Source organism: Paenibacillus sp. FSL P2-0173 (genome assembly GCF_038008045.1).
Lineage (GTDB): Bacteria > Bacillota > Bacilli > Paenibacillales > Paenibacillaceae > Paenibacillus > Paenibacillus polymyxa_B.
This window is the reverse complement of record NZ_JBBOYK010000001.1, coordinates 342174-357288: the sequence shown is the minus strand read 5'-3', so window position 1 is coordinate 357288 and position 15115 is coordinate 342174. Positions and strand designations below refer to the sequence as shown.

Sequence of the window (15115 nt, the reverse complement as noted above, 5' to 3'; positions counted from 1 at the left end):
TTAAAGTAAATAATTAGATGAGAAATCGTATTTCTCCGCAATATTAAAATTCTGTCCTGCCTTATGAGGCGGGGTGAGTATAAGTCCAATGTTCATTAACTCGCTGCTGGTAAAATAGCATTAAAATCATCCCAAAAATCGAAATAGCGGCAGTCATGGACGAGGAAATAAAGTCCTAGAACTGCCGCTATTTTATTGAACTTTCGTATCCGTTAGCGCAATAGTTAATAAACATTTATTTGTTCGCGGCACCGACTGCTGGGGCTGGGATATTCCGTTCAATCTGCTGGCAAGCAGGAATCGCGAGACAATGTCCTTTTAGTAGAGAAATGAGCTTATTCATCTTTGAAGCACGCTTTTTGGGATTGACAGAGGTATGGCTGCATGAGAAAATGTACGCGCGTACATAAAATGATTTGGAGGTGGGTAATATCGTTTCGCGCAAGGAAGTAGCAGAACTTTCCGGCGTGTCTGAAGCGACGGTATCCCGGGTCTTAAATGCAGTAGGTCCTATCAAAGAGGATACGCGGAGAAGGGTTCTGGACGCAGCTAATCAGCTTGGATATGTTCCTAGTGCGCTGGCCCGTAACTTTGCCCGAAGCAAGAGTGGCCATCTTGGTGTGGTTATGCCTTATGTCCCGAAGGCGCACCTGTTCTCAGCCTATTTTTTCTCTGAGATGCTGAGCGGTATCGGAAACAAGGCCAGAGACAGCGGACTCGATCTGCTTCTATTGTTTCGGAAGCCGGGGGAACGGATTGATTACAGTAGTCTTTTCCGCCAGCAAAGGATCGATACCTGTATCATCCTTGGAGCCAGGGATGACCACGATGAGGTGGAAGCTCTAAAGAGACTTCAGGAAGAAGGGCGTCCATTCTGCGTCATGAATCACCATTTTGAAGGGCAATCGTTCTGTGAAGTGGATGCAGACCATGTAGAAGGCAGCCGAGCGGCTGTAAGTCACCTCATCGAGCAGGGATACAAACGGATTGCCTTTCTCAACGGCCCGGATATCTATTCCAATAGTACTGAGCGAATGAAGGGTTACCGTACCGCGCTTCAGGAGGCCGGTATTGAATATGACCACGATCTGCTTCTGGAAGGTAACTACAGCCGTCGAAGCGGGCTCGAAGCCTCAGCCACAATAGCAGACAAATTGAATGATATTGATGCCGTATTTGCGGCGAACGACCGGATGGCCCTCGGGGTAATGCAGGGTCTCCGTGAGCGCGGACTGCCAGTTGACCGGTTCCCAGCGTTTGTAGGCTATGACGATTCGGATGCGGCTGAGATGGCTGTTCCGCCGCTAAGCAGTGTCCGCGTTCCTTTTTATGAGATGGGAGAGCTTGCAGCCTCGAAGCTTATACCCGATTCTCTGGACCTTATTCCAGCCCTGGAACTGACCGGGTCCGACTCGATAAGAGAACTCCTGTCCACAGAGCTGATTATCAGGGCGTCATCCATTCGTCCATAACACCAATCGTCAAAAACTCGTTGAAACTCAGACCCATAAGGAGGATCACGACATGTCTAATCGTCTTCGTATCGGAATGGTTGGCTACAAATTTATGGGCAAGGCTCACAGCAACGCTTACCGTAGTCTACCCATGTTCTTCCCAGATGCCCCGCTGCAGCCAGAGATGTCCGTTATCTGTGGACGCAACGCGCAGGGGGTTCAGGCGGCTGCCCGCCAGTTCGGCTGGACCGAAAGTGTTACGGATTGGCGTGATCTAGTGAAACGTAACGATATTGATCTCATTGATATTAACGCCCCGAGTAATGCCCATAAGGAAATTGTCGTTGAGGCTGCCCTCCAGGGCAAGCATCTGTTCTGTGAGAAGCCGCTTGCGCTCTCGCTGGCGGATTCCCGTGACATGCTGCAGGTAGCAGAGGAAGCAGGGGTCAGACATATGGTAGGCTTCAACTACCGCTTTTCTCCGGCTGTCCAGCTGGCAAAGCAGCTAGTCGAGAGCGGTCGCCTAGGCAAAATTTATCATTTCCGTGCTTTCTTCCTTCAAGACTGGATCATGGACCCGTCCTTCCCGCTGGTATGGCGGCTGCAAAAAGAAGTGGCCGGTTCTGGCTCTCATGGTGATCTTGGCGCCCATCTGATTGATCTCGCTCGCTTCTTGGTCGGCGAGTTCCATGAAGTGATCGGCATGAGCGAGACATTCATCAAACAGCGCCCGTTGGCTTTGGAGATGAGCGGGTTGAGCTCCAAAAGGAGCGCAGAGGCAAATGCACCGATGGGAGAAGTGACAGTCGATGATGCCACGCTGTTCCTGGCACGCTTCGCCGGAGGTGCGCTGGGCAGCTTCGAGGCCACACGTTTTGCTGCCGGACATCGGAGCACAAATTCATTCGAGATCAACGGTAGCCTAGGCAGCGTGCGGTTTGATTTTGAACGAATGAACGAACTGGAAGTGTATTTCACACAGGATAAGGAGGACGTTCAGGGCTTTCGCCGCGTACTCGCCACCGATCCGGCACATAAGTACTCTGAAGCCTGGTGGCCTGCAGGACATACAATTGGATTTGAGCATACCTTCACCCACGAGATGCTTGAGATGTTGAGGGCCATCTCCGAAGGACGACAACCTTCGCCGAACTTCCACGACGGTGTCGCTTGTCAGGCTGTGCTTGAAGCGGTAGAACGCTCCATAGAGGAACGCCGCTGGGTATCCATTGAAGAAATGTAGTATAACAATACATTCCGAAAGGTGAGTGGTTACAGATGCGCAAGGCACTGATTGTATGGGGTGGATGGAACGGACATGAGCCGGAGCAGGTGGCGGCCATTTTTGAACGCATTTTGAAGGAAGAGCAGTTCGAGGTGGAGGTGTCTAATACCCTTGAAGCCTACCAGGATGCAGAGAAACTGCTTGACCTGGACTTAATCGTTCCAATGTGGACCATGGGACAGATTGAGCAGGAACTAGTCAATAATGTCTCAGCAGCCGTTCAAAGCGGCGTAGGTCTCACAGGCTGCCATGGCGGCATGTGTGATGCCTTCCGGAACAACGTGGATTGGCAGTTCATGACAGGCGGGCAATGGGTTGCGCATCCCGGCAATGACGGGGTGGAGTACATGGTGAACATGAAGCGCGGCTCCAGCCCACTTCTAGAGCACATTGAGGATTTTCAGGTCAAAAGCGAGCAGTATTACCTCCACGTAGACCCGGCAGTTGAAGTGTTGGCAACCACACGCTTCCCGGTCGTACCAGGTCCCCATTCAGCCAATGGGCCAGTGGATATGCCTGTTGTATGGACGAAGCGCTGGGGGAACGGACGCGTCTTCTACAATTCGCTGGGCCATCACGCAGATATCATAGATATGCCTCAAGTGACCGAGATGATGCGCAGCGGGTTTCTGTGGGCAGCCTCAGGCAAACAGGCGGTGGCCACCCAGGGCAGCTCGCTGGCAGAGGCTTATACAGGCATGACAGACAACCAGCAGCGTTAGCGTGGATCGGATGAATTGGTAGTACCTCTGGCAAAGAGTTTGACCACCTGAACTCACCATGGTCAGAAAGGGACAGAGCACAGAAGGAGAACAGACAACACGGACAGTAATACCGTTAGGCGTGTGCCCTTATGCAATGATGTCCTGATTGAATTCGTATTGCCAGTCTCTAATAGTATCCGATGAAATAAAAGAATGCCATTATCCATTTTTTCTGAAGAAGAAGGGAGTCCAGGCATGAACAAAATGAAAGTAGGCATTATCGGGTGTGGTAAAATTAGCGGAATTTACATGGAAAATTGCCATCGTTTCGACATTCTGGAGCTGTACGCAGTAGCGGATCTGGACCAAGGTCGGGCAGAGGAGCAGGCGGTAGCGTTTAACGTTCCGAATGTATATTCGGTAGATGAGATTTTGGCTGATCCGGAGATCGAACTCATTATTAATTTGACCATTCCGGGCGTTCACGCTGACGTTTGTCTCAGAGCTCTTGAGGCAGGCAAGCATGTTTATGTGGAGAAGCCACTTGCCGTCACCCGTGAGCAAGGGCAGGCTGTCTTGGATCTTGCTCATCAAAAGGGACTGCTTGTCGGCTGCGCACCGGAGACCTTCTTCGGTTCCGGTATACAGACATCATTGAAGCTGATTGAAGACGGAGCCATTGGGAGTCCGGTAGCCGCTACGGCTTTCATGATGAGCCGTGGACATGAACATTGGCATCCTGATCCTGAATTTTATTATGCAGTCGGCGGCGGTCCAATGTTTGATATGGGCCCCTATTATTTGACGGCTCTGGTGCAATTGCTGGGTCCGATTGCTACCATTTCGGGCATGACAAGCAAGGCGATGGATCAACGAATGATTACGAGCGAGAAAAAGAGAGGCCAGACCATCCCGGTCGATATACCGACCCATGTGGCCGGATTGCTGCGCTTCAAGCAGGGGGCTGTCGGCACGCTAATTACCAGCTTTGACATCTTTGGTGGAAGCACTCTGCCACCGATCGAGGTATACGGCACTCATGGCACGTTACAGGTGCCTGACCCGAACACGTTCGGAGGGCCAGTTCGCTATAGGGTGCTAGGCGGGCAAGAATGGACAGACGTTCCGCTGTTGTCGGGCTACCAGGAGAACACAAGGGGCATCGGTGTTGCCGATATGGCCTACGCTATCCGCAGCGGACGGCCTCACCGCGCCAGTGGTGAATTGGCCTATCATGTGCTAGAGGCGATGTGGGCGTTCCACGATTCCTCCGATCAGCAGACCTTCTATCCAATGCAAAGCACATGTCTGCGTCCGGCGGCTTTACCGGAAAACCTGCCTTCGTACACGTTAGATACGTAAACAAAGGTCGGCCTAGTGCTAGTCAGCAGCATTCAAAAATTACAAGACTGGAGGGCATGTCCCAAAAGTCAGTTTTTGTTTTTTTACATTCCGCTTTGAATGTTCATTTCTATTGAAAAGAAGACTCCAGCTCCGTTTTGACCGCGGCTTTGGAGTCTTCTCAGTTCAATTTTCGGGAAATTTGACAGAGCGAGAAGTTGTGGAAGTCCTTTCATAAAGGATTATAGAGCAAAGACTAAAAGAGGAAAGACAAAGCAAAGTAACCGTCATAGGTACGTCGGATAAGAAAAGCTCACGTGTGCATTCAATCGGTAATGAGAGGGTTCACTTGGTAACCTAGCTTTAAACTGACGAGGAGTCATTAATCGAAAATATGATGAACTGAAACGGATTTTCTTTACGCACAATTGGGACTACCTTAGTGCCGAACAGTTAGATCGAACGAAGAACATTTTCTCCGCTACATTTTCCGGATCGCCGTCATACAGACAGCCATTCAATTTGCATTCTTCATCGATCATCTCTGGCGTGGTCGGTTTATGCTCCCAAAAGACCTGATCTTAATTTCGGTCATAAAATCATTCTTTACCGATCGTTCTAAATATGTTATATTGTTGGCGTGGGAGGAATACACGGATAAGAAGCCAAGAGTTATGAGGAGTGGTGTGAGATCTTGCCGTGGAGTTCTTCTACGCATATTAGAATGATCATTCTAATTATAGCAGATTGAGAAGGGATGGATTGAACATGGAATATCGTGTATTAGGAAATACAGGCCTTAAAATAAGCAGTTTTGTATTAGGTACAGGTACTTTTGGTTTTTGGGGGAACAATACGGAGAAAGAAGCTGCAGTCATGTTGGATGAGGCTTTGGCTGGAGGCATTAATCTGATCGATACAGCGGATGTCTATTCAAGTGGTCAATCCGAAGAAATTCTGGGTCACATCCTAAAAGGACGCAGACAGGATGTTATTCTGGCCACGAAAGGCGGAATGCCCATGGGCAGTGGGCTTAATCAATCCGGTAACTCGAAATATTGGATTAAGCGTGCAGTAGAGGGTAGCTTGAGAAGGTTGCAAACGGACTATATCGATTTGTATCAACTACATCAGCCGGATCTCCATACTGACATTGAAGAGAGTCTTGACGCACTTACGGACCTGGTTCGTGAAGGGAAGATTCGCTATATTGGTACATCCAATTTTCAGGCATGGCAAGTGACCGAAGCACAATGGACTAGCGAACGCAAAAATACCGCACGCTTTGTATCCGAGCAAGCCCCGTATTCCATATTGAATCGAAGTATCGAATTCGATTTGCTTGCTGCAACCGCAAAATACGGAATGGGTGTAATGGTTTGGAGCCCACTTTCGGGTGGTCTACTAACGGGAAAATACCGCTCGGGAGAAGCTGTTGCCCCAGATTCAAGAGCAGCAAGTTCTCTAGGGAAACTTTCAACTGTTGTAGATCCGAATCGAGAAGAAAATCGCATCAAGTTCGAAGCCGTTGCTAAGCTCCAAACCCTTGCAGGTGAAGCAGGATTAACTTTGCCTCATCTTGCCATGGCATTTACACAAGCTCATTCGTCAATTACTTCTGCTATAGTGGGGGCAAGAACAATTGAGCAACTTCGTGAAACGTTAAAAGGCAGCGACATCCGATTAAGCACTGATATCCTGGATGCGATAGATGCTATCGTTCCGCCAGGAGTAACCCTGGATGCCCTGGAAAAAGGCTGGACGCCTGATTGGTTACAAGCAGACAAACGAAGAATCCTGGGTTAAATATGTAAGACAGACCTCATACCTGTAATGTATTCACTTATTTTAAATCTAGTTTGCCGATCCTTCACTAAATTGTATAATGATTATTCGAGGTGATGACGATGGCAAGATCAAAAGAATTTGAAGTTAATGAAGTATTAGATAAAGCAATACACCTATTTTGGGCACAAGGATATGAGAAAACTTCAATGCAAGATTTGGTTGAGTTTATGGGCATTCACCGAAGAAGTATCTATGATACCTTTGGGGATAAGCATGCCTTATTTATGAAAGCTCTCGAACGATATGAAACGAAGCAGACCAGCAAAATGAGGTTTCTGATTGAAAAACAAAAACCGATCAAAGAATTAATTCGGGAGTTGTTTGAGGCGACAGTAAGAAATGAAGGAGAACCTCTAGGGTGTTTTCTCGTGAATTCAGGCGTGGAACTCGGCGTGTTGGATCCAGAAGTTGCATCCTTAGTTGATGAGAGTTATTCGCGAACTGAGGAACTCTTGACTAACCTTGTTCTGAAGGGTCAACAATCGGGTGAGTTCAAGAATGACTTGGATCCTGTAGTTATTTCTCATTATTTAATGAATGCGTGGTTGGGGCTACGTACGTTGGTTAAGACAACAACGGATCAGCAAAAATTAAAGAATATTATTGTTATGACACTGACCGCTTTGGATTAAAAGTGGAATTACAGCATGACAGGCAAAAGGAGTCACCTAAATGGAGGACTGTTTGTTTCCTTGATACAAGTTTTTTCTTGTCCCTCTAACGAAAGAAAGAACTTGTATCTCATGCCTCACACAAGTCAAAGAATACCGCTCCAAAATTAAAATCTTAGTCATAAAAAAATTCTTTACTGTTCGTTCTAAAATTGATATGCTAATAGCAAGTTAGATCTAACTGTTTTTTCACCCTAATAAGAATGATCGTTCTAAAATCGTCTTTAAAACTCATTTACACTAATCTGCATGTTATGAAGGAGAGAATATTATGAAGTATACAGTTATTACAGGAGCAAGCTCAGGGATTGGATATGAAACGGCATTGGCGTTTGCTGCACGTGGCAAAAACTTAATCTTGGTAGCTAGAAGATTGGATAAATTAGAAGAACTTAAATCAGCAATTCAGGATATTGATCCTACTATAAATGTTATTGTTCATACAAGTGATCTGTCTGTTACAGATCAGGCCTACACACTATATAACAATTTAAAGGAATACCAAATTGAGACCTGGATTAACAATGCGGGGCTCGGTGAAGCTTCTTTTGTAGCAGAACAGAATTTAGATAAAGTTGAAACTATGCTACGTGTTAACATTGAAACCTTGACGATCCTTTCTACACTATATGTACGAGATTATGCTGATGTAGAAGGAACTCAGCTAATTAACGTCTCATCTGCACTCGGATATGCCATTGCTGTTGGGAGTGTTGCTTATTCTGCATCTAAATATTACGTTAGTGCCTTCACAGAAGGGCTTGCAAAAGAACTAGAAATGAAAGGTGCAAAACTAAAAGCTAAGGTTTTAGCACCAGCTATAACAGAAACGGAATTCGTTAAGAAATCATTAGATACTGAAGAATTTGATTACAAAACAAACATGCCTAAGTACCACACTGCCAAACAAATGGCGGGCTTCATGTTGGATCTTTATGATAGCAACGAGGTGGTAGGGATTGTAGACCAGAACTATGATTTCAACCTGAGAGGCCAAATCTATCCAATCATTTCAGAATTTTAAATTCAATTCATATATCCTTGAATACATTAAAAGAGGAGAGTATCCGAATGAAAAAATTGTGGAGTAAAACAAACATTGGAACAATGGAATTACCTCATCGTTTAGCAATGGCACCAATGACACGTAGTAGATCGCAAGAAGATGGTACACCGGGAGAGCTAACTTCCCTTTATTATGCTCAACGAGCGTCAATGGGACTCATTATTACTGAGGGTGTACAGCCTTCTGATGATGGGCAAGGTTACTTATGGTCACCTGGGATCTATACGGATAAACATATCGAAGGATGGAAAAAGGTTACAGATGCAGTGCATAAAGCAGGTGGATATATGTATATCCAATTAATGCATGCTGGTCGCATGTCGCACCCTGATAATACACCACATCATCGCCAACCTGTTGCGCCATCTGCAATCGCGCCCGGTGTAGAAATGTTTACTGCTAAAGGTATGCAGGATATCCCCGTTCCTCGTGAGTTAAGTGAAGAGGACATTCAAACGACCATTGCTGATTTCCGGAAAGCAGCAGTAGCGGCTATTAAAGCAGGTGCGGATGGCGTTGAAATTCATGGAGCAAATGGCTATCTGATTAATCAATTTATTGGAGAAAATTCGAATACACGGACGGATGAATATGGGGGATCTATAGAAAATCGTGCTCGCTTCGCGATTGAAGTAACGAAAGCCATAGTCGAAGAAATTGGAGCAGAAAGAACAGGCTTCCGTATCTCGCCAGGGACACCTCTTGGTGGGATTCAAGATGGTGAACAAGGTCCTGAACTTTATCGTTATCTTGTAAAAGAATTAGCTAAATTGGATTTAGCTTACCTTCATGTCATGCATCTTGGAAATGAAAAACTGCTCCAAGACATTCGTTCAATCTGGACGAATCCTTTGTTAGTCAATCGTGCTGGACGAGCTCTGGAGGATCTTAGCGTGGATATAGATCGTGGCCTTGCTGATCTGGTGCCTGTTGGTGTGTGGTCATTAGCCAATCCGGATTTAGTGGAACGACTTCAAAAAGGTGCGCCGTTGAACGAAGCAGATCCGACAACATTCTTTGGTCTGGGAAGCAAAGGTTACACGGATTATCCTACGATGGAAGAATTAGAATCCCAAGAGGGGTAACAATAGTGAATATGGTAAATCATGGCGTGCGACTGAAAGTTGTACGCCATGATTTATCTACTCTACCTTGATTTTATTAGCCAAGAACTAAATATTTATTTTGATCCACCTACACTCGTAACTAGTGATTGCATTCATGGTGTGCTACCCCAAAATTAGCAAAGGAAGAGGATGAATCATGAGAGCAGCACAAATACAGAAATATTCAAAAAAAATCCAAGTGGAATTAAATGATGTTAACATACCACAGATCAATAGCCATGAGGTTCTTGTCAAAGTAAAAGCTGCAGGTGTAAATCCACTGGACATTCTTAATCTGAATGGCAGTGTTCGGATGATTGCTGACTATAAGTTGCCATTAACTTTAGGGAATGAACTATCGGGCATTATTGAAGCCGTTGGTGATGATGTTTTGAATTTTAAGGTTGGTGACCCTGTTTATACGAGGTTGCCGCTTAATAAAATCGGTGCTTTTGCTGAGTATGCGGCCGTAAATGAAGAGGCTTTATCCATCATACCTGAAAATCTATCTTTTATTGAAGCTGCTGCGGTACCCCTTACTGCCTTGACTGCTTATCAAGCATTGCACGATGTACTCCATGCCCAGCCGAATAGAAAGCTATTCATTCCTGGAGGAACCGGAGGATTTGGCGCTATGGCAATTCCCATTGCCAAATCAATGGGATTACATGTTATTACAAGTGGAAGTGAAAGAGGCAGATCACGTACACTGTCGATCGGGGCTGATCAATTCATAAATTATAAGGCAGAGAATTATGCTAACATACTGTCCGATATCGATTATGTGATCGACACCTTGGGTGCCAAAGAGATCAAAGCTGAACTGGGCATTTTAAAACCACAAGGGAAATTGGTATCATTGAAAGCCGGACCTAATTATCGCTTTGCGGTTGACAATCATTTTCCGTTGTGGAAAAAAGCATTGTTTGGTCTAGTGGGTGCTCGCTTAGATTCTTTAGCACGTAAGAATCAAAATGAATATCGCTTTTTATTTGTGCAAGCCAATGGAAGTCAATTACAAGAAATCACTAAACTTGTTGAAAAAGAAAATATAAAGCCCTCTATAGATTCAACTTATACGTTTGGTGACATTAACAAGGCGCTGATTAAAGTGTCGACGGGCCACTCCCAAGGCAAAGTAATTGTGACCTTCTAAATAATAAGCAACTTATGTGATGTTGCTTGCGTGTTCTGAGAATAAACAAATTATACTGTAGGCCGAAGTAAGCACATCTAATATTACAAACGCCGTTCCGAGATGACCTAAATAAACGATTATTGCTGGAAACGTAACAACAGGTGAAGCGACACGGGATTTAATATTACTTTGTGAATCCAAAAAAGGGGAGAAGAACAGATACTTAGTCATGTGGATGTTGATTATTTAAAGAATTGGTTCTCATTAACGCAATCCCCCTGACCAAAGTTTCTGGCAGGGGGATTGCATTAATGTAAGTTCTAGTTCACATACTTCTCTATCGTGCTTCGGACTGCACCAGGACCTGCCAGCATCTCATGAAACATGGCTTCAATCTTGTCGCCCAGACCAATCTCATATAATCGGACACCGAACAGTTTGTCATCCTCGAGGAGGCAGCGAATCTCGGAGGTCTGATCGCCCAGCTTCGTGTTCTGCAAATATCCCTGCAATGAATCCAGTAATGGGTCCGGGCTGAGTGTGAAGGGTGCTCCTTGATCATCCACTCCCAGCAAATAGCGACACCAGATCGCAATGGTCAAGGGAATAGCAGTCAAGTTCGCAGGATCAAGTCCTGCTGTGCTAGCATAAGACTTTATGGTTTCACCAAAACGGATGCTCATCTTTTGAGAGGTATCTGTGGCAATCCGCTGAGGCGTATCCGGAATATAGGGATTGGCGAAGCGTTCCTGCAATACCTCGTCAATAAATGGTTGCGGTTGGATAATACCGGGATCAACTACAACAGGCAAACCTTCCTTGTAGCCAATGGTTTCCACCAGACGACGCAATGTGTGATCCCTCATTTCATCTGCAATAAGCTCATACCCAAGCAGACACCCAGCTAGGGCCAGCGCTGTATGCAGCGGATTGAGACAGGTAGTGACTTTCATCTTTTCCACTTTGTCCACCGTATCCCGATTCGTGAAGATGATGCCAGCTTCCTCCAGTGCGGGTCTCCCGTTCGTAAACTTGTCTTCAATGACCAAATACTCGCTAATCTCAGCATTGACAAAGGGAGCCGTATACGTATGCCTTGAGGTAACGATCATCTCCATGTCGGCTAACCCCAGCTCCCGAAGAGCAGACTGTACTTGCAAGGAAGGGCGGGGGGTGATTTTGTCAATCATGGTCAGGGGGAAGGTTATTTTCTCCTCATTCTGCAGATAGTCTGCAAATCCTTCCTCTACCAGGCCTCTGCGAGTCCACTCCTTGGCGATAGCAATCATACTATCCTTTAACAGATCGCCGTTATGGGAGCAATTATCCATGCTTACAAAGGTCATTGGATGCCGCCCCTTCAGGTAACGCCGATAGGCAAGCGAAGTAGCTATGCTCATCACATGCACTGGCTGTTCAGGACCATTCGTCAAATCCCTCTCCACAACAGCCAGATACTTGCCGTCGGGCCCGGTCAGGGCGTATCCTTTTTCCGTGACAGTAAAGCTGGCCATCTGCAGGGACGGATTCTCAAATATTTCAATCAGACGGAGGTAATCGTCTGGACGATTTTGCTCTGCTGCGAGTCCCTCAACGATGCTTGCGACCACGCTCTTGTGAAATCTTCCGTCTGCACTCATCAACACCAGTAAGGTTAGATTGTCGTAAGGCTTATAGACTTTGTCGATCATTTCAAAATCAAAGGCTTCGGTTGCAACAATACCTGTATCCGCTTTCAATTTATTCAGCAGTTGTTGCTGCGCGTTGGCTATCAACCCTCGAAAAATATTGCCTGCGCCGAAATGCACCCATTGTGGTCTAACTCGGGTGTTATTGGCTACAAGCTCCAGATCATATTTTGGCAGCTCGATGTCTGCTTCTTTCCAGGCCGCCTTGTCTGAAAGGCCTTTCCGGTCAAGTTGGAGCATTTATTTCACTCCTTTGCCTTGAGCGAGACTATCCCAGACACCCAGCAAGTACATAACTCCCAGTGCACGGTCATACAAACCGTAGCCTGGACGACAATTCTTTTCTTCCCCCCATAGATGTCTGCCGTGATCCGGGCGTACATATCCCTGATAGCCGTTCTCGTGATAAGCTCTAACTACTTCCGGAACATCGACGCTTCCGTCCTTGCCGCGGTGTGACACTTCAATAAAGTCACCATTCTCAAACACCTTGACATTACGAATATGAGCAAAATGAATACGATCATGAAACTCCCGAATCATGGCTGGCAAATCATTCTCAGGATTGCTCCCCAGTGAGCCTGTGCAGAAGGTTAGACCATTATATGGGCTGTTCACTGCATCTAGGATGCGCTGGATGGTCTCACGACTACGGACAATTCTCGGCAATCCGAAGATGGGCCATGCCGGATCATCAGGATGAATGGCCATCTTGATGTCAACCTCCTCGCAGACCGGGATGATGCGCTCAAGAAAATACTTCAGGTTGTCAAACAACTTGTCTTCTGTGACATCCGCGTAAGCAGCAAAAAGTTCATCCAGTCTCGACAACCGCTCCGGTTCCCAGCCAGGCATGGTGAACTTTCCGGCTCCCTCGAGAATCCGATCCACCATTTGGCGTGGATCATCGGTAATGGCAGCCTTTTCATAAAAGAGGGCGTTGGACCCGTCAGGCAGTTCCTTATACAGTTCCGTTCTTGTCCAGTCAAAGACAGGCATAAAGTTATAGCAAATCACCTTGACTCCCACTTTGGCTAATTTTCGAATGGTGTCGATATAAATGTCAATATATTGATCGCGGGATGGCAGGCCGATTTTGATATCATCGTGGACATTTACACTTTCTACGACCGCCGTACTAAAGCCCTTGCTCGTAATCTGATCAGCTACCTCCTGAATTCGCTCCATTTCCCATACTTCACCGGCTACCTTATCATGTAAAGACCAGACAATGCCCATAACTCCCGGAATTTGCCGGATATGATCCAGTGTAATATTGTCGTTGTTTTCACCATACCATCTCCAGGTCATATTCATAACGATACCCTCCCTGATTGTATTTCGTTTGTCTTGTATACAAGATTGAGTTGATCATAAATTATAGGGTTTGTTCTTGTCAATGATAATTTCAGAGGGGTTCGTCAGCTCAAAATGCTTTATAATATAACTAGATTTATAAAGTAAAGGTAGGAATGATATGTTTACAAAAGAAGAAATCATGCAACTGTTGAAAAAAGATATTTTGTCACTGACCTTAAAGCCGGGTACTCTTCTCAGTGAGACGACCTTGTCAGAACGCTTCCAGCTGTCCAGAACTCCGCTACGCGATGTATTGAAGTGGCTTGCGCTTGAGTCCTACATTGATATTTATCCCAAGAAGGGGAACATTGTGTCCTATATTGATCTAGAGTCCGTTGAACAAATTATTTACTTAAGAAGCGCATTGGAAAAGGAAATTATGAAGGAGCTTTCTTCGCAAATTACATTAAGCGATGTACAGAAGTTGAGTGATATTCTAGACAGACAGAGAGCTGTGATTGAAGAAGATCATGCTACGGATCAATTTCTCAGTCTGGATGATCAGTTTCACCAAACCATGTTCCAATTGGTGGGACGGGGGTTTCTTTGGCAGCTCATTCAGCAGTCGAATGTTCACTATATCAGATATCGCAAGCTGCATATGCTGGAAACAGGGAAGCTGATGGGCATATGGCATGAGCACCAAGCTATGCTTGAATACATGCTGAATAAGGAAACAACCAAAATGGATGATCTGGTTCATCATCATCTCAGAGAGGATATCCATTCGCTCGATTTTCTCCGGAAGTTCGCTGATTATATCAAGAAATAAGGCAGCTAGCTCAAATTAACATGTATGAATTTTAAAGTAGTGGGTAATTCATGGAGGCTGTTCTACAAGTTGAATATGTCGGTGATAGAGCGAGTAATAAACGCGAGACTGCAGCAAATTTATGGGCGGAAACGTGCCGGCCTGTGTCATTCCATTTTTGCTCGTGAGCATTGTTATTTACCGTCAGGCGGTGATCAAACTGGAGGAATCCTCACAGGAGTTTGCAGCCTTGTATACATGTTTCAGGCACCGAAGCAAACGGATATTAAGCAGTGGAAAAAGGTGGAGCTACTATATCAACAAGGATACGCTTACCACTTCTGCGGCTGCGGCGGCCCCGGGTACAGACCCTCCCGGCTGTCGGAGGTACCTGAATTTCTGGAGATACAACGAACGTTTGAGAATAAGAGAGAGGCGCTTCTATACTGGCTTTTGCAGAGCTAGTTGACGCGGGCTTATAACAAACGTAAGTGAAAGTAAATTTGGCAATTGGAACAAACATATCCTGAATATATTACATTGTTTCACAGTAAGTGTAAGCCAGGAATAGAAAATGAAATAAATTATCTTCTTTTTAGTTATCATAGAGAAGAGCCTATAGAATCACATGTGAGATGAAGTGAATTATAGAAACTTTCATGTTTTCCCATTTTCCCAAGTGCAAAGATGAACATGCCCGGAAA

At 45.6% G+C, this 15115-nt stretch carries 13 protein-coding genes; 11 read left to right on the top strand and 2 right to left on the bottom strand.

All coding sequences use genetic code 11. From position 1 onward, the window contains the following. The first annotated feature begins 416 nt into the window (after window positions 1-416). The 9 genes from MKX30_RS01335 to MKX30_RS01295 all read left to right on the top strand — a co-directional run bounded on the left by MKX30_RS01335 (window position 417) and on the right by MKX30_RS01295 (window position 10631). Window positions 417-1472, top strand: coding sequence for a LacI family DNA-binding transcriptional regulator (locus MKX30_RS01335; protein WP_179085483.1), 1056 nt, complete (start codon window positions 417-419; stop codon window positions 1470-1472). A 52-nt stretch (window positions 1473-1524) separates the two neighbouring features. Beyond that, complete coding sequence (locus MKX30_RS01330) at window positions 1525-2697, top strand: Gfo/Idh/MocA family protein (protein ID WP_028541615.1); 1173 nt, start codon at window positions 1525-1527, stop codon at window positions 2695-2697. A gap of 35 nt (window positions 2698-2732) precedes the next feature. Continuing rightward, window positions 2733-3461: a ThuA domain-containing protein gene (locus MKX30_RS01325; protein ID WP_341062353.1), complete on the top strand. Its 729-nt coding sequence runs from the start codon at window positions 2733-2735 to the stop codon at window positions 3459-3461. A gap of 237 nt (window positions 3462-3698) precedes the next feature. Further along, window positions 3699-4805, top strand: coding sequence for a Gfo/Idh/MocA family protein (locus MKX30_RS01320; protein WP_341062352.1), 1107 nt, complete (start codon window positions 3699-3701; stop codon window positions 4803-4805). Window positions 4806-5552: 747 nt separating this feature from the next. Continuing rightward, a complete protein-coding gene (locus MKX30_RS01315) occupies window positions 5553-6590 on the top strand; it encodes an aldo/keto reductase (protein ID WP_023988822.1) in 1038 nt (345 codons plus the stop codon). A gap of 101 nt (window positions 6591-6691) precedes the next feature. After that, window positions 6692-7264, top strand: coding sequence for a TetR/AcrR family transcriptional regulator (locus MKX30_RS01310; protein WP_341062351.1), 573 nt, complete (start codon window positions 6692-6694; stop codon window positions 7262-7264). Between the two features lie 310 nt (window positions 7265-7574). Next, window positions 7575-8327 carry an SDR family NAD(P)-dependent oxidoreductase gene (locus MKX30_RS01305; RefSeq protein ID WP_053325521.1) on the top strand — a complete coding sequence of 251 codons (753 nt, stop codon included), beginning with the start codon at window positions 7575-7577 and terminating at the stop codon, window positions 8325-8327. 47 nt (window positions 8328-8374) lie between these two features. Next, window positions 8375-9454, top strand: a complete 1080-nt coding sequence (locus MKX30_RS01300) for an alkene reductase (protein ID WP_075154238.1) — start codon at window positions 8375-8377, stop codon at window positions 9452-9454. Window positions 9455-9632: 178 nt separating this feature from the next. Further along, window positions 9633-10631, top strand: a complete 999-nt coding sequence (locus tag MKX30_RS01295; RefSeq protein ID WP_075154237.1) for an NADP-dependent oxidoreductase — start codon at window positions 9633-9635, stop codon at window positions 10629-10631. 302 nt (window positions 10632-10933) lie between these two features. Here the strand turns inward: MKX30_RS01295 and MKX30_RS01290 are convergent, their stop codons facing one another. Together MKX30_RS01290 and uxuA are read right to left on the bottom strand one after the other, a co-directional pair. Continuing rightward, the gene (locus MKX30_RS01290; RefSeq protein ID WP_053325519.1) at window positions 10934-12541 is read right to left on the bottom strand and encodes a mannitol dehydrogenase family protein; all 1608 of its coding nucleotides are present in this window, start codon (window positions 12539-12541) and stop codon (window positions 10934-10936) included. Continuing rightward, complete coding sequence (gene uxuA, locus MKX30_RS01285) at window positions 12542-13618, bottom strand: mannonate dehydratase (protein WP_076295109.1); 1077 nt, start codon at window positions 13616-13618, stop codon at window positions 12542-12544. It abuts the gene before it with no gap. Between the two features lie 160 nt (window positions 13619-13778). Between uxuA and MKX30_RS01280 the strand changes: the two genes are divergently transcribed. Both MKX30_RS01280 and MKX30_RS27370 read left to right on the top strand, forming a co-directional pair. Beyond that, a complete protein-coding gene (locus tag MKX30_RS01280) occupies window positions 13779-14432 on the top strand; it encodes a GntR family transcriptional regulator (protein WP_028541608.1) in 654 nt (217 codons plus the stop codon). A gap of 121 nt (window positions 14433-14553) precedes the next feature. Then, entirely contained in the window at window positions 14554-14880 is a 327-nt protein-coding gene (locus MKX30_RS27370; protein WP_179086196.1) for a hypothetical protein, read from the top strand. The last annotated feature ends 235 nt before the right edge of the window (window positions 14881-15115 follow it).